We start from the raw sequence: 16974 nt of genomic DNA, 5'->3' as shown, positions 1-16974 counted from the left end.
TTTACTGAACTTGATCGATGAGATGATCAAGTGCGTCCGTTTTATGCTCTGCACCTTGTGGTTTAGGCTGCATTGGCGGAGGCGCAGTTCGAGTCGGTGCAAGATTGGTTTCAGTAGACCCAGGAAGGTCGTCAAAATCATTTTGCGAAGCCTGAGGCTTCGGTGCAACAGGAGCAGGACGATACAGCGGTTGAGCCATTGGTGGCGTTGCTGCACGATCTTGTTCAGGTTGACCTTGAGTCGCTTTAGCCGAATTACGGTTGATTGGATTCTTGGCATGGGTGTCTAAACGCACCCAAGCTTCAGGTGTGCCTTTAAGTGATTTCGCCATAAAATCTGACCAAATAGGCAATGCTGCAACACCACCATATTCACGGCGACCTAAAGTAGAGGGTTGGTCAAAACCGACCCAAGCCACAGTGACCAATTTTCCATTAAATCCAGCAAACCACGCGTCTTTTGCATCATTGGTTGTACCGGTTTTACCGCCTAAATCACCGCGACCAATTTTTAAAGCCGCACGACCTGTACCGTGTTGGATCACGTCACGCAAGATGTTCGCCATATCAAAGGCTGAACTTGACTTCAAAATCCGCTGAGCTTGTTTATAGTTTGCTGCTTCAGTATCGGAAATTTTTGATTCAGCGGGCTTGTTATCCTGATTGGTGACTTCAATCACTTCATCATCCGGCGTGGTCGGATCTGCAGATTCAACTTCGTCCTTTTGATTGATACATTGAATACATGCATATTCAGGATTGGCTTGATAAATGACTTTGCCATAAGCATCTTCAATACGGCTAATAAAATGGGGTTGAATACGATATCCACCGTTGGCAAAAGTCGCATAACCTGTCGCCATTTGAATCGGCAACACCTGTGGGGTACCTAAAGCAATGGTGTAGTTACTTGGAATTTGGTTTTCTTGTAAGCCAAAATCCATAAATAATTGGCGAGTACGTTCAATCCCGACGACTTGTAATAAGCGTACTGAAACTGTGTTACGTGATAAATAGAGGGCACGGCGTAGAGGTATCATCCCTAAATAGCGACCGTCAGAGTTTTTAGGCGTCCACTTGCCAATCGTAATTGGATTGTCATTGACCATGGAATACGGAGTCATGCCACGTTCAAGTGCTAAAGCATAAACAAAGGGTTTAATGGTTGAACCCGGCTGACGCCAGCCTTGTAGAGCACGGTTAAATTTAGATTGATAAAAATTATAACCACCCACAATGGCTTCAATACCACCATTGTTGGGATTAAGTGCAATTAATTGACCTTGCGCTTTGGGAATTTGCACCAAAGCCCATGAGCTTTTGTCCGCATTCGGACGTAGGCGAATAATATCTTTTACTTTTACAATTTGAGAGGCTTTGCTAGGCGCATTGCCTACACTATTGGCATTGCGATAGGGACGTGCCCAAGATAAACCTGACCATGGAACTGTCACACTACTGCCGTCTTGCATCAACACTTCGATACTGGTGTTGTTGACTTTGGTTACTTCGGCAGGATAGGTGTTGGCATATGGAATAAAGTTTTTTAAGGGTTCATCATGTGCTTCTGCACCACGCCAACCATGTCGTCTATCGTAAGCTTCGAGACCCTCTTGTACAGCCTGCTCAGCATAGGCTTGGCGTTGGCTGTTGATAGTGGTGTAGACTTTATAGCCAGAATCCGTCGCTTGTTCACCAAACTTTTCTACGAGCTCAGAGCGAACCATTTCCCCGACGTAGGGAAATTTGTTGCTGACCCCGCGGTCAGGCATATCGAGATTAATCGGTTCAGCAATCGCTTTTTGATATTCAGATTGATTGATATACCCCAATTGCAACATACGGCCTAAAATCCAATTACGACGCTCTAAAGCACGTTTTGGGTTGGCTACAGGATTGTATTTTGAAGGTGCTTTAGGTAAGCCTGAAATCATTGCCATTTGAGCCAAACTTAAATCTTGCAGGCTCTTGTTATAATAAATTTTTGCTGCTGCTGCGATCCCGTAGGCATTTTTTCCTAAAAAGATTTTGTTAACATACAGCGTTAAAATTTCTTCTTTACTTAGATTTTGTTCAATTTTTCGAGCAAGGAAAACTTCGGTCAGTTTACGTTTTAAAGTACGCTCTGGAGTCAGATAATAGTTTTTTGCAACCTGCATGGTAATGGTTGAACCACCGGTTTGCACATCGGAACCGGTAATACTTTCACTGACGGCACGCCCCAATCCTTTGAAACTAATGCCGCTGTGTTCAAAAAACGAAGAATCTTCCGCAGCTAAAAAGCCATGAATGAAATGAGACGGGATTTGATCATACTCTACAGGGACCGAAAGTTTGCCACCATATTCTGCAATCAGCTCATTATCAGCACTATAAACCTGCAATGGTTTTAATAATGGAGCCTTTTTTAAGATGGACATTTCAGGCAAAGACGGGGCAATATAGAGATACATGCCATAGAAACCCATTGGAATTGCGACCAAAATAATAATAATGGCCAAAAAAAATGGATGAACAAGGCCTGAACAAGATAGCTTTTTCATAACAAGTAAGTTTTAATAAGAGCTAATGGCAAACTAATTGGTGGTCAGTATATCCTTTCGATATACGGATTGTTAGATGAGTTATTGTATCTGTATAAAATTATAGACCAATGCTAATTAGTGGGTTAATTTTTTTGGGGATAAAAAAATAATAGGAATTATATTGTGCTCAGGTTATATCGTAAGCCAAATAAGGGGTTAATAGGAGTAGATATTAGTTCGACTTCTGTTAAGGTTTTGGAACTTTCTGTAAAGAGTGGGCGGTATTGGGTAGAAAGCTATGCTTTGGTGCCATTACCAGAAGGAAGTGTTGTTGAAAAGAACATATTGAATCCGGAAGCTGTCGGTGACTGTTTAGAGCGCGCAATTAATTTGGCCAATACGCAGACCACTAATGCAGCTTTGGCGGTTCCAACGTCGATGGTGATTACAAAAATCATCGAAATGGACGCAGATATGAACGATGATGAACGTGAAATTCAGATTCGTGATGATGCTGAGCAATATATTCCGTTCCCACTTGATGAAGCGAGCCTTGATTTTGAGGTCTTGCCGGATCGTCTATCCAATCCAAATCGTGTCAATGTTCTACTTGTCGCTACGCGTATTGAAAATGTCGAAGCGCGTGCGGAAGTTATTCAGCTTGCTGGTCTGACACCAAAAATTGGCGATGTAGAAAGCTTTGCAATTGAAAATGCATTTAAAGTTTTCTCAGATACTTTGCCAATGGGTGTAAATACCGTGGGTATTTTAGATATTGGTCATAGTATGACGACCTTATCTGTTATGCAGAATAACAAAGTGATTTATACCCGTGAGCAAGTGTTTGGTGGCAAACAATTGACACAGGAAATTCAAAATCGCTATGCATTGTCTTTCGAAGAAGCGGGTCGTGCGAAAAAAACACGTGCCTTGCCAGATGATTATGATATCGAAGTCTTAGAACCCTTCTTAGAAGCTGTCGTTCAACAAGCAGCACGTTCTTTACAGTTCTTCTTCTCATCTTCACAGTTCAACGAAATTGACCACATTTTATTGGCAGGGGGGAATGCCAATATTCCGGGGCTTGCAAAACTACTTCAACAAAAATTGGGTTACCGTGTCACGATTGCCAATCCATTCTTACAAATGGGTTTTTCACCTCAAATTGATATTAAAAAAATTGAAAATGATGCCTCATCACTCATGGTGGCATGCGGTCTAGCATTGAGGAGTTTTGATTAATGGCAAAAATTAACTTGCTCCCTTGGCGTGATGAGCTAAGAGAGAAACGAAAAAAAGAATTTATTGCACTTTGTATTGGGGCTTTTTTAATTGGGGTAATTGGGGTTGGTTTAACATGGTTGTACTTTGATCACAAATTAAAAGATCAAGAACAAGCGAACCAATTGATTATCAGTCATAACCAAAATTTAGATGTTCAATTAAAGTCTTTGGACGGTTTGCAAGAACAGCGTAATGCCATTATTGAACGCATGAAGTTGATTCAAGGCTTACAAGGTCAACGTCCAATCGCAGTACATCTTGTAGATGAATTGGTTCGTGTGACACCTGCCAATATGTACATCACAAAATTTGAGCGTAATGGCGACAAATTTATGATCGAAGGGCGTGCGGAAAGTCCAAATACTGTTGCAGATTTACTGCGTAATTTGGAAGCATCGCCTTGGTATCGTAATGCCTTCATGAGCTCATTCCTTGTGGCTGAAGAGAAAAAAGACAAAGCGCCAACGTCAGTGGTTCCTCGCGTAGAAGAATCTTATGGTGCATTTACTGTGACTGCTGATTTGGAGCAAATTGCGCAGCCGACCATTAATGATCCAGCAGCAAATGCAGGACAGTCAGCTTCATCGGCGCAAACATCTGACGCACAAACTGCAGCAACACCAACTCCGGAGGCTGCAAAATGAGTCGTGATGAATTTGAACAATTGAATCAAGATGCTGTTGTCATTCCGAAAAAGAAAATGACTTTTGATAAGTTTGTACAGCAGTTCAATACGCTAGATCCAAACAATTATGGTAGTTGGCCAATTTCAGTCAAAATTACCTGCTGGATTTTTATCATTATCCTTGTGGCAATTTTGGGCTATTTCTTGGCGATTAAAGGCAAAATTGAAGCCATTTCAAGTGCCAATGCACAAGAACAAAATTTGTTGAATGAGTTTCGTGAAAAAGATTCAAAACTACGTAATTTGCAACAATATCAATTGCAGTTGCAGGATATGGAAGCACGTTTTAATCAACAATTAGAACAATTGCCGAAAGAAACTGAAATTCCAGGTTTGGTTGAAGATATCAACTTAACAGGCGTGAATTCTGGACTGAAATTTAAAATTATTCGTCTTGAACCTGAAGTGAAGCAAGAGTTCTTTACGGAACAGCCAATTCATATCGAAGCAACGGGTGATTACCATGCCTTTGGTTCATTTGTTAGTGGCATTGCCGGGCTTTCACGGATTGTGACTTTGCATAATTTAACGATTACAGCAACTGAAAATAAAGAAAAGAACTCAGATATTCCAAAAATTGATTATGTAATTTCTGCGAAAACATATCGTTACGAAGGAAATACTGAAAGTGCTGCGAAAGCTGCAGATTCAGCAAGTACACAGGAGGCTCCAAAATGAAAATGAATAAATTGGCACTTTCTGTGATGGTTGGATTTGTATTAGCAGGTTGTGAATCACGTATTGATGTGGTCAATCAAGAGATGGCAAATATACGCAATCAAGCGCCACTAGCGATTGAACCTGCGCCAGATTTTGTACCTGTCGAGACTTTTAATTATGCAGCGCATTCATTAAAAAGTCCGTTCTTGCCAAGTTCCTTGGCAGCAGAACTTAAAATCATGGCGGGTAAGCGTGTTTATCCAAACTTGAGCCGTCAGCCTCAACCTTTGGAGAGTTATGCACTCGAAACCCTGAATATGAAGGGTAGTATGCGTAACCAATCTGGGCAAATATTAGCCTTGATTCAGACACCTGATGGTGAAGTTGAACGTATTCAACGTGGAAGTTATATGGGGCTCAATCATGGTCGAGTGGTAAATATTACCCCGACTCAAATTGATTTGATTGAGATTATTCCGGATGGGCGAGAAGGATATGTAGAGCGTCCTAGAAGTCTCATATTAATTGGACCAGCACCTTAAGCTTAAAGGAATAAAAATGAAGAATAGTGTACAAGATTTTATTTTTGGGGATGGCAATACAATGAATCATGTGTTTCGTCAGTTTTCGATGGGGGCTGTTGCAATGGCGATGATGCAAGTTGCCAATGCTCAGGTGAGTGTAACCAATGTGGTACCAATGCAAATTCCAGGTCAAGGGACTGAAATTCGCGTGATGTTTAATGGCTTGCCGCCGCAACCACAAGCTTATCAACTCGATCAACCATCACGACTGGTTTTAGACTTTGATAAAGCACAGCAAAATTTAAAACAAAGTTCAATTCCTGTGGCAACGGCTGAAGCGAGCACTGTGGATGTGAGTTCGGATGCACAACGTGCGCGCTTAACTGTGAATTTAGCCAATGCGGGTGCTTTTACCACGCGTGTTGAAGGTAATACCTTTATTTTAAAAATCAACTCTGCACAAGCTACTAGTTATGTACAGCCTGTAGCACAACGTCAGCAACAGGGCATCTCAAATATTGGTTTCCACCGTGGTTCTAATGGTGAAGGTCAAGTTGTTGTTGATTTACTGGGTGGAAATACTCCCGTTGATGTTCAACAGCAAGGCAGTAAAGTGGTGATCCGTACTTTAGGCAATAAAGTACCTGCACATTTGACGCGCCGTTTAAATGTCAATGATTTTGCAACACCTGTTGCAACGGTGGATGCACATAATGATGGCGGTAATGGGGTGATTACCATTCAGTCGACGGGCAGCTATGAATATATGGCGTACCAAACTGATAATAAATTAACGGTAAGTTTGAAACGTCCGGAAGATAAGAATCCATTACGTCCTAAAGCTGCCAATCATTATACCGGTAAGAAGATTTCATTAGACTTCCAAGATATTGAAGTACGCCGTGTGCTACAACTTTTGGCTGATTTCACTGAAATCAATATGGTTGCTGCTGATACAGTACAAGGGAATATTACACTTCGTTTGAAAGATGTGCCTTGGGATCAGGCTTTAGATATCGTATTGAAAACCAAGAATTTGGACAAACGTCGTAATGGTAATGTGATTTGGATTGCGCCTGTTTCTGAGTTGATTAAAGCGGAAGAAGAAGAAGCGAAAGCCTTACGTCAAAGTATGAAGTTGGCACCCATTCAAACAGAATATCTTACTTTAAGTTATGCTAAGGCAGCTGATATTGAGAAACTGATTACCCAGTCTAAAACAGCAGGCAACACTGGATCGTCTAATAGTAATAATGCTGATGATGATCGGGGTAATTTGTTAAGTCCACGCGGAACGATTTCTGCAGATACGCGTACAAATACACTGATTATTAATGATACCGCGCAAAACATTGATCAGATTCGTAAGATGGTGGATTTGCTTGATGTATCAGTCAAGCAGGTCATGGTCGAAGCACGTATTGTAAAAGCTTCTACCGACTTTACCAAAGAAATGGGTGTGAAATGGGGTCTCTTGTCTCAAGGGATTAACCAAAATGACCATTTATTGGTGGGTGGTAGTGATACTACGCTTTGGGACTTAAAAACACCGGATGATGATGGTAAATATACCATTCAACGTCCAAGTAACTTAAACGTGGACTTAGGTGTGACTACTGCAGGTGCCAGTCGAATTGCGTTCGGCTTAATTAGTCTTTCTGATTTTATGTTGGATTTAGAGCTTTCTGCTTTACAAGCGGATGGTTATGGTGAAGTCATTTCTACACCTAAGGTACTGACAGCGGATAAACAACCTGCCAAAGTTGCATCAGGTCAAGAAATTCCGTATCAAACCACAACGGGTACAGGTTCAAATGCAACTTCTTCTACCGAGTTTAAAGAAGCTTTATTAAGTTTGGATGTCACGCCTAGCATTACTCCAGATGGTAAAGTGCAAATGAAGCTGAATATCAAGAGCGACTCACCAGCAGGATATGCACAAAATGGTGAAATTATCCTGAATAAAAATGAAATTAATACCGATGTCTTAGTCAACAATGGTGAAACTGTTGTGCTCGGCGGTATTTTTAATCAGGAAACACAAAGTAAGCAAATTAAAGTACCGTTCTTAGGTGATATTCCTTATGTAGGTCGCTTATTCCGTAAAGATTTGAAAAGCGATGCAAAAAATGAGTTACTGATTTTTGTTACTCCGCGAATTGTTAATGACAGTGTTACCAGAAATCATTAATATATTTTCAATTTAACAAAAGAAATAGGTGACTCCTTGCCAAGCAAAGAGTTTGAAACCCTACCAAATATCTATTTGGTAGGGCCGATGGGGGCAGGAAAAACAACCGTAGGGCGACATTTAGCAGAATTGTTAGGACGTGAATTTCTAGACAGTGATCATGAAATTGAACGTAAAACAGGTGCGACCATTCCTTGGATTTTTGAAAAGGAAGGGGAAAAAGGCTTTAGAAGTCGTGAAACGAATGTCATTGATGAGTTAACTGCAAAAAAACAACTGGTCTTGGCGACTGGTGGTGGAGCAGTGACTCAGCCCCCAAATCGTGAATTTCTAAAACAACGTGGTATTGTTGTTTATCTATATACTCCGGTGGAAATTCAGTTACAACGAACCTACCGCGACAAAAATCGTCCACTTCTACAAGTGGAAAATCCAGAGCAAAAGCTACGAGATTTATTGGCTGCCCGTGATCCTCTTTATCGTGAAGTCGCGCACTATATTATTGAAACCAATCAAGGTGCCGCGCGAGATCTTGCGCAAAAAATTTTTAATTTAATTGTTTCACAAAATATATCTCGTTAGAAAAGGTTAAAGTCATGCAAACCTTACATGTTGAACTCGGTGATCGTCGCTACCCTATTTTTATTGGGAGTGACCTCGATCCACAAACTTTACTTGAGCCTTATATTCAGGGTAAACAAGTGATGATTGTCTCTAATACCACAGTTGCTCCGCTCTATTTAAAACATTATGTAGATGCAATTGAGGCATTAGGGAAAACTGTTGCAACATGTATTTTGCCTGATGGTGAAAAGTATAAAAATTTAGAGCATTTGAATTTAATTTTTGATGCCTTGCTCGAAGCAGGCTTTAACCGCGATTGTACGGTTTTAGCATTGGGTGGGGGTGTCATTGGGGATATGACCGGTTTTGCTTCTGCATGCTATCAACGTGGTGTGTATTTTATTCAAGTGCCGACGACTTTGCTTTCTCAAGTGGATTCAAGTGTCGGTGGAAAAACTGGGATAAACCATCCACTGGGTAAAAACATGATTGGCGCTTTCCAGCAACCCCAAGTGGTCCTTGCGGATATGGCGCAATTAAAAACTTTGCCGGCGCGTGAACTTTCTGCAGGTTTGGCCGAAGTGATCAAATATGCATTGTTAGGTGATGTTGAATTCTTAGCTTGGCTTGAACAGCATATGGATGCTTTAGTTGCAGGTGATGCAACCTTGTTGGCTGAAGCGGTTTATCGTTCATGTGCTCATAAAGCACGTATTGTGGCCAATGACGAAAAAGAACAAGGCGAACGTGCGTTATTAAACCTGGGTCATACCTTTGGTCATGCGATTGAATCGTACTTGGGATATGGTGAATGGTTACATGGTGAAGCCGTTGCAACAGGGATGGTAATGGCTGCAGATTTGTCCCAGCGTATGGGTTGGATCACTGCTGAAGATTTAGAACGTACAAAAATAATCATTTTACGTGCACAATTACCGATAGTTTGCCCTAAAATTCCGCTAGAGGAATTTTTGTCGTATATGTCCCATGATAAAAAAGTATTGAATGGGCAATTACGACTTATTTTACTGAAATCATTAGGTCAGGCCATCATCACCAAAGAGTTTGATGTTGAGTTAATGAAACAGGCAATTTTGGCAAATCAGGCAGAGTAGGTACATCATGGCAGCGCGGCAGTCTCAATGGCAAAAAGTTCATCACTACGCATGGCTGGTGGGTGGAGCTGTGTGTCTGTTCGCTGCATTGGTTTTCTGGGCGATTACAGATACCAAAGAATTGGTTGAAGTTGAAAAGCAAGCTGAAACCGAAGTGGATTTGCAAATTCAGCCAGAGAAAGTGGCAGCAATGTCTCATCTTGGTGCATTAAATGAAGAAGTACGTCCACTTGATATGACGACCCGTGTGGTTGCTACAGCTCAACATGAGCCAGAATTTCGCGGCACTAAATTTATTAATGACTCTGCCAAGCTTTATGGTGTTGAATTATTTCGGGTTTCTGAAGAAGATATTTTAAAAAGCTTCTTACGCAAGCAGCCTGAGCGTCATAAATTTATTTATCTACGTCTTTCTGGTGAAGACCATCCTGAGCAATACGTCATTTTAACAGGACCATATTCGTCGCAAAATGATGCCAAAGCTGCAATGTCGAGCCTCAACATCGCTTTGCCTGCTTCAATCAAACCTGAGGTTGTTGAATTTAAACAATATCAAGCATATGTGAATGACTTAGGCACGGAAGAAATGTCGTCGAGTCAAAAGTTATATGCTGTTAAATTAAAATCTGTACCTTTACCGAAAATTGATGAAGCTCAAATCGCCGCACGAAAAGCAGCGGCTGCAACGACGGTAACAACACCAACTAATGCAACGACAAGTACTACGGTGACACGTCGAGATGCTGAAGGAAATGTGATTGATGTGCAAAAATCACAAAGTAGTGTAGATGCACCACGTCCAAAACCTGCACCGGTAGAGCAAGAAGTAACCGATCCATTTAATTAGTTCTAAAATAGCGCAAGACCTCTTGGGAAAAGCCTAAACTGCACAGAAAAAGTGCATAAAATAAAAAAAGAACAATTTGAATTATTTGTTATAACTAAAAAGTGCTTGTAATCAGCCATCTTAGGGTAAAGTGTATCAAGTTGGCATAAAAATTGCTTAATTGGTGCGTAAATTGAACTTTTCTCCCTGTTTTGGCGCGAAAATGATTCGATAAAAGTGCGAAGTCATTAATCCAGTCGTTATCCCTGATCTGAACTGCAAAAGCAGAAAATTTGACTTTTTATTCATGCATCAAAGGTGAATTCGGTTTATCTTAAGGGTGTGAATAAGAAATAATTTTGCTCGACAGAACAATTCATGTGAGTAAGTTAAGACGAATCGCAACAAGAAATTAGTTTGTTAAGTGCTCGAAAGAGCTGTAAAGAAAAGAAGGGTACGCTATGCACATGCCATCGCCTAATACTGTAGCTCCCGCTCAAGGTTTATACCAACCGGATGAGTTTAAAGATAACTGTGGTTTCGGTTTAATCGCCCATATGCAGGGTGATGCAAGCCATGATCTCGTCAAAACCGCAATGCATAGTTTAAGTTGTATGACCCACCGTGGTGGTATTGCCGCAGATGGCAAAACCGGTGACGGCTGTGGTCTACTCCTTGCTATGCCAAAAGAATTTTTCCGTGAAGAAGCGAAAAAACTCAGTGACATTACATTGAGTGAAATCTTTGCTGTGGGTACGGTATTTCTAAATCTAGACCCTGCATTAGCCGCACATGCAAAACAAATTTTAACCAAAGAAATCGAAGACGAAGGCTGTAAAGTCATCGCTTGGCGTGTTATTCCAACAAATAATGACGCTTTAGGTTCAATTGCTATGCAGTCATTGCCTGGCTTTGAACAAATTATTGTGAATTGCCCAATGGGTGTAACTGAGGTTGAATTTAACCGTAAGTTATTAATGGCGCGTCGTCGCGCTGAAGAAGCGTTAACTGCAGATCCGTATTTCTATGTAACAACTTTGTGTTCAACTGTGATCAGCTATAAAGGTTTGATGATGCCTGCATATATTGCAGACTTTTATACAGACTTAGCTGATGAACGCTTAGCCTCTCATATTGTGGTTTTCCACCAACGTTTCTCAACCAACACTTTACCGCGTTGGCCTTTGGCACAGCCATTCCGTTATTTGGCACATAATGGTGAAATCAATACCATTACCGCAAACCGTAACTGGGCAATGGCGCGTACGCCTAAATTTGAAAACCCGCTCTTGCCGGGCATTACAGAGTTGAATCCAATTGTGAACCGTACAGGTTCGGATTCATCAAGTATGGATAACATGCTTGAGCTCCTAGTCGGTGGTGGTATGGACTTGTTCCGTGCACTGCGTATGCTCGTTCCACCTGCTTGGCAAAACGTTGAAACTTTAGATGCAGATTTACGTGCGTTCTATGAGTTTAACTCGAAGCACATGGAAGCATGGGATGGTCCAGCAGGCTTGGTAATTCAAGATGGTCGTCATGCGATTTGTATGCTTGACCGTAACGGTTTACGTCCAGCACGTTGGGTGATTACTAAAAATGGTTACATCACGCTTGCATCTGAAATTGGTGTATGGGGTTATGAACCAGAAGATGTAATCTCTAAAGGTCGTGTAGGTCCGGGTCAAATCTTAGTGATTGATACGCATACAGGCAAAATGCTCGATACCAAAGATGTGAGCAATCACCTCAAACGCATGCGCCCATACCGTCAATGGTTACGTGAAAACTCAGTACGTATTCAGGGTAGCCCTGAGCTTGAAGAATATTTATGTGAGCAAGGCTTAAAAGGCGATGACCTAAAAGCGGCACAAAAAATGTTCTTGGTAACTTTTGAAGAGCGTGACCAATTGCTTCGTCCAATCGCAGAAAGCGGTCAAGAAGCAGTGGGTTCAATGGGTGATGATACGCCAATGGCAGTATTGTCTCGTCAAGTTCGTCACGTCTCTGATTATTTCCGTCAACAGTTCGCACAAGTAACTAATCCACCAATTGATCCATTACGTGAATCAATTGTGATGTCGCTTGAAACATGTTTAGGACGCGAGCAAAACGTATTTGAACAAAGTCCAGAGCATGCGGATCGCTTGATTATTTCAAGCCCAGTTCTATCTAATTCAAAAATGCATCAAATCCGTACGATTGGTCGTACTGGCTATGAAATTGCAGATATTGATTTGAACTATGCTGTAGAAGAAGGTTTAGAAGCTGCAATTGCACGTATCTGTGAAGAAGCAGCGACGGCGATTCGCGCAGGCAAAACTTTGTTGGTTTTAACGGATCGTAAAATTCGTCAAGGCTTCTTGCCAGCCAATGCTTTGATGGCAACAGGCGCAGTGCATCATCACTTGATTAATGCTGGTCTACGTACAGATGCTAACATTATTGTTGAAACAGCTTTGGCACGTGATGCTCACCAATTTGCCGTGATCTTAGGTTTTGGTGCGACAGCAATTTATCCATACTTAGCTTATGACGTGATTAATGATTTGATCGCGAAAGGCGAGTTATTGGGTGACCCAATTCATGCACAAGCAAACTTCCGTAAAGGCATTGAGAAAGGCTTACTCAAAGTACTTTCTAAAATGGGTATTTCAACCGTTGCGTCTTACCGTGGTGGTCAACTATTTGAAGCCGTTGGTTTGTCGGATGAAGTGGTTGCGAAGTGCTTTACGGGTGTACCAAGTCGTATTAAAGGTGCAACATTTGTAGACCTTGAAAATGATTTGAAAAAATTGGCAGATTTGGCGTGGAAATCACGTAAGCCAATCGATCAAGGCGGTATGTTGAAGTTTGTCTTTGACAAGGAATACCATGCATTTAACCCAGACGTGATTAATGCTTTACACAAAGCAGTACGTTCGGGCAACTATGCAGACTTTAAAGAATATGCTGAGTTAGTGAATCACCGTCCAATCGCAACGATTCGTGATTTATTCAAACTCAAAACTGACAATTCAATTGCATTGGATCAAGTTGAATCAGTAGAAGCTATTTTACCTCGCTTCGATTCAGCAGGGATGTCTTTAGGTGCTTTATCACCTGAAGCACATGAAGCGATTGCAATTGCGATGAATACGATCGGTGGCCGTTCTAACTCTGGTGAGGGCGGTGAAGATCCAGCGCGTTATGGCACAATCCGTAACTCGAAAATCAAACAAATTGCATCAGGCCGTTTTGGTGTCACTCCTGCGTATTTAACTTCTGCAGAAGTGCTTCAAATTAAAGTGGCTCAAGGTGCAAAACCAGGTGAAGGTGGTCAGTTGCCGGGTGGTAAAGTGAACGGCTTAATTGCACGTTTACGTTACTCTGTACCGGGTGTAACGCTGATTTCGCCTCCGCCGCATCACGACATTTACTCAATTGAAGATTTATCACAGTTAATCTTTGACTTAAAACAAGTTAACCCACAGGCGATGGTGTCAGTTAAGCTTGTTTCTGAGCCGGGTGTTGGTACGATTGCGGCTGGTGTAGCAAAAGCGTATGCCGATTTCATTACCATTTCTGGTTATGACGGTGGTACAGCGGCTTCTCCACTTTCTTCAATTCACCACGCAGGCTCTCCTTGGGAGCTTGGTCTAAGCGAGGCGCATCAAGCACTTCGTGTGAATGACCTACGTGGTAAAGTCCGTGTTCAAACCGATGGTGGTTTAAAAACAGGTTTAGACGTGGTTAAAGCAGCTATTCTAGGTGCTGAAAGCTTCGGTTTTGGTTCTACACCAATGATCGCTTTGGGTTGTAAATACCTACGTATTTGTCACTTAAATAACTGTGCAACGGGTGTTGCAACACAGCAAGATCATTTACGTCAGGAACACTATATTGGTGAACCTGAAATGTTGATCAATTTCTTCCACTTTATTGCAGAAGAAACGCGTGAATGGTTGGCAGCATTAGGTGTGGCAAGTCTAAAAGACTTGATCGGTCGTACAGATTTATTAGAAGCATTACCTGGCGAAACTGAAAAGCATGCACATCTAGATTTAAGCAAATTACTTGAATCACACCCAGCAGCTGAAGGTAAAGCACAGTACTGTCAAGTTGAGGGCAATGCGCCATTTGACAAAGGCTTGCTTGCAGAGAAAATGGTGGCAGAAATGCTTCCAGCGATTGAAGCGGGTACAACGGGTGAATATAGCTTCACGATTGGTAACTGCGACCGTTCAATTGGCGCACGTATCTCGGGTGAAATTGCAAAACGCTATGGTAACTTGAGTATGGAAGCACACCCAGTTAAAGTGAATTTAACGGGTACTGCGGGTCAGTCTTTAGGTGTGTGGAACGCGGGTGGTTTGCATATTAGCCTTGAGGGTGATGCAAATGACTACGTGGGTAAAGGTATGGCGGGTGGTCGTATCTCAATTTTCCCACCAAAAGGTTCACCATTCCAAACGCAAAATACGGCAATTATTGGTAACACATGTTTGTACGGTGCGACTGGCGGTAAACTCTTTGCTGCAGGTACTGCGGGTGAGCGTTTTGCGGTACGAAACTCAGGCGCATTTGCGGTGATTGAAGGTGCAGGCGACCATTGCTGTGAATACATGACTGGCGGTATTGTGACTGTACTGGGTAAAGTAGGTCATAACTTCGGTGCTGGTATGACAGGTGGTTTTGCTTATGTACTTGATTTGGATAATGACTTCGTTGATCATTACAACCACGAACTGATTGAGTTGAACCGTATTTCTACAGAAGCGATGGAAGAGCATCAAGAATTCTTACTTCGTATCTTAGATCAACACATTAAAGAAACAGGTAGTGCTTGGGCGTATAAGATCCGCCATGAGTTTGACTTCTATAGCCGTAAATTCTGGCTTGTGAAACCAAAAGCTGCAAACTTGCAGACTTTGTTAAAAACAACTCAAGCTGATCCACAATAATTCCACTACTGCAGAGATATAGGCAGATGCAGTGCTGACTTGGAATCAGTCTGCATCTACCCACGGAGAGAGACATGGCAGAGCGCCTAAATAATGACTTTCAATTCCTGGATGTACCACGCCAAGATCCAGAGAAAAAAGATATTGATGTCCGCAAAGCAGAGTTTGTGGAAATTTATAAACCGTTCACTGCGGAAGTGGCTGCCAATCAAACACATCGCTGTTTAGGTTGTGGTAACCCTTACTGTGAATGGAAATGTCCAGTACATAACTACATTCCAAACTGGTTGAAGTTGATTGCAGAAGGTCGTATTTTCCAAGCGGCTGAACTGTGCCATCAAACCAATACTTTGCCTGAAGTTTGTGGTCGAGTATGTCCACAAGACCGTTTATGTGAAGGTGCATGTACACTGAATGATGGTTTTGGTGCAGTTACCATTGGTAATGCTGAAAAGTATATCAATGACACCGCGTTTGCTTTGGGCTGGCGACCAGATATGTCATCTGTGACATGGACGGACAAAAAAGTTGCGATTATTGGTGCAGGTCCTGCAGGTTTAGGGTGTGCTGATATTTTGGTACGTAATGGCGTAAAACCCGTTGTATTTGATAAACGTCCTGAAATTGGTGGCTTACTGACTTTTGGTATTCCAGAATTTAAAATGGAAAAAGATGTGATGAAACGTCGCCGTGAAATTTTCACAGGCATGGGCGTTGAATTCCGTTTAAATACTGAAATTGGCACAGACGTGACCATTGATCAGCTACTTGCAGACTACGATGCTGTGTTTATGGGTATGGGAACATACACCTACATGAAAGGTGGTTTTGCAGGTGAAGATTTAGACGGCGTTGTTGATGCGCTGGATTTCTTGATCGCCAATGTCAACCGTACTCAAGGTTGGGAAAAAGACCCATCTGAATACATCAGTGTAGAAGGTAAAAAGGTCATTGTACTGGGTGGTGGTGACACTGCGATGGACTGTAACCGTACTTCTATTCGTCAAGGTGCTGAGTCTGTAACATGTGCATATCGTCGTGACGAAGAAAACATGCCAGGTTCGCGTCGTGAAGTGAAAAACGCGAAAGAAGAAGGCGTTGAATTTAAATTCAACCGTCAACCGATCGAAATCGTCGGTGAAAATGGCAAAGTGACTGGCGTTAAAGTGGTAACGACTCAGTTGGGTGAGCCAGATAGCCGTGGTCGTCGTAGTCCTGAACCAATTCCAGGCTCTGAAGAAGTTCTTCCTGCTGATGCGGTACTTCTTGCCTTTGGTTTCCGTACTTCTCCGGCAGATTGGTTTGCAGATGTGAACATTAATTTGGATGGTTCTGGTCGTGTAGTGGCAGCAGAACAGCAAGAATTTAAATTTCAAACGTCGAATCCAAAAATCTTCGCTGGTGGCGATATGGTTCGTGGTTCTGACTTGGTAGTTACTGCAATTGCAGAAGGTCGTCAGGCTGCGGAAGGCATCTTAGATTACCTTGATGTTTAATTGAGTCTATATCGTTTTAAAACCCGCCTCGGCGGGTTTTTTATTGGGCTGACTGCGTAAAATGATACGTATGTGGTCTATTCGGATAAATCCATCTTCAGATTGTAAAACAAGACTGAAAATTGAACAATTTTGCAAATGGGCTAAGCTTTTTTGCCATGT

At 42.0% G+C, this 16974-nt stretch carries 11 protein-coding genes; 10 read left to right on the top strand and 1 reads right to left on the bottom strand.

Translation table 11 applies throughout. The annotated features are described in order from the left end of the window. Position 1: 1 nt before the first annotated feature. Positions 2–2542, bottom strand: a complete 2541-nt coding sequence (ponA, locus tag FTU77_RS07330) for a penicillin-binding protein PBP1a (RefSeq protein ID WP_180004794.1) — start codon at positions 2540–2542, stop codon at positions 2–4. A 165-nt stretch (positions 2543–2707) separates the two neighbouring features. Here ponA and FTU77_RS07325 point away from each other — a divergent pair, with 165 nt between their 5' ends. From FTU77_RS07325 to FTU77_RS07280, 10 genes are all read left to right on the top strand, one after another. After that, the gene (locus FTU77_RS07325; RefSeq protein WP_078192532.1) at positions 2708–3766 is read left to right on the top strand and encodes a pilus assembly protein PilM; all 1059 of its coding nucleotides are present in this window, start codon (positions 2708–2710) and stop codon (positions 3764–3766) included. Beyond that, complete coding sequence (locus FTU77_RS07320; RefSeq protein WP_078189382.1) at positions 3766–4452, top strand: PilN domain-containing protein; 687 nt, start codon at positions 3766–3768, stop codon at positions 4450–4452. The genes FTU77_RS07325 and FTU77_RS07320 overlap by 1 nt, the downstream gene beginning before the upstream one ends. Continuing rightward, positions 4449–5171 (top strand): type 4a pilus biogenesis protein PilO, encoded by a 723-nt coding sequence (locus FTU77_RS07315; protein ID WP_078189381.1) that lies wholly within the window; start codon positions 4449–4451, stop codon positions 5169–5171. The genes FTU77_RS07320 and FTU77_RS07315 overlap by 4 nt, the downstream gene beginning before the upstream one ends. Further along, positions 5168–5695 carry a pilus assembly protein PilP gene (locus FTU77_RS07310; RefSeq protein WP_078192530.1) on the top strand — a complete coding sequence of 176 codons (528 nt, stop codon included), beginning with the start codon at positions 5168–5170 and terminating at the stop codon, positions 5693–5695. The genes FTU77_RS07315 and FTU77_RS07310 overlap by 4 nt, the downstream gene beginning before the upstream one ends. A gap of 61 nt (positions 5696–5756) precedes the next feature. Next, positions 5757–7868 (top strand): type IV pilus secretin PilQ, encoded by a 2112-nt coding sequence (pilQ, locus tag FTU77_RS07305; protein ID WP_180055488.1) that lies wholly within the window; start codon positions 5757–5759, stop codon positions 7866–7868. Between the two features lie 36 nt (positions 7869–7904). Further along, on the top strand, positions 7905–8450 hold the full coding sequence (aroK, locus tag FTU77_RS07300) for a shikimate kinase AroK (RefSeq protein ID WP_078189378.1): 546 nt from the start codon (positions 7905–7907) through the stop codon (positions 8448–8450). A 14-nt stretch (positions 8451–8464) separates the two neighbouring features. Beyond that, positions 8465–9547 (top strand): 3-dehydroquinate synthase, encoded by a 1083-nt coding sequence (gene aroB / locus FTU77_RS07295; protein WP_180055436.1) that lies wholly within the window; start codon positions 8465–8467, stop codon positions 9545–9547. Positions 9548–9554: 7 nt separating this feature from the next. Next, entirely contained in the window at positions 9555–10394 is an 840-nt protein-coding gene (locus tag FTU77_RS07290; protein WP_180026108.1) for a hypothetical protein, read from the top strand. A gap of 446 nt (positions 10395–10840) precedes the next feature. Then, positions 10841–15316, top strand: coding sequence for a glutamate synthase large subunit (gltB, locus tag FTU77_RS07285; RefSeq protein ID WP_180055435.1), 4476 nt, complete (start codon positions 10841–10843; stop codon positions 15314–15316). Positions 15317–15390: 74 nt separating this feature from the next. After that, complete coding sequence (locus FTU77_RS07280; protein ID WP_106983936.1) at positions 15391–16812, top strand: FAD-dependent oxidoreductase; 1422 nt, start codon at positions 15391–15393, stop codon at positions 16810–16812. Positions 16813–16974: the final 162 nt, after the last annotated feature.

The organism is Acinetobacter sp. YH12142 (assembly GCF_013418435.1).
GTDB lineage: Bacteria > Pseudomonadota > Gammaproteobacteria > Pseudomonadales > Moraxellaceae > Acinetobacter > Acinetobacter amyesii.
The sequence above is the reverse complement of the archived record's forward strand: the minus strand, read 5'-3'. Positions and strand labels throughout refer to the sequence as shown.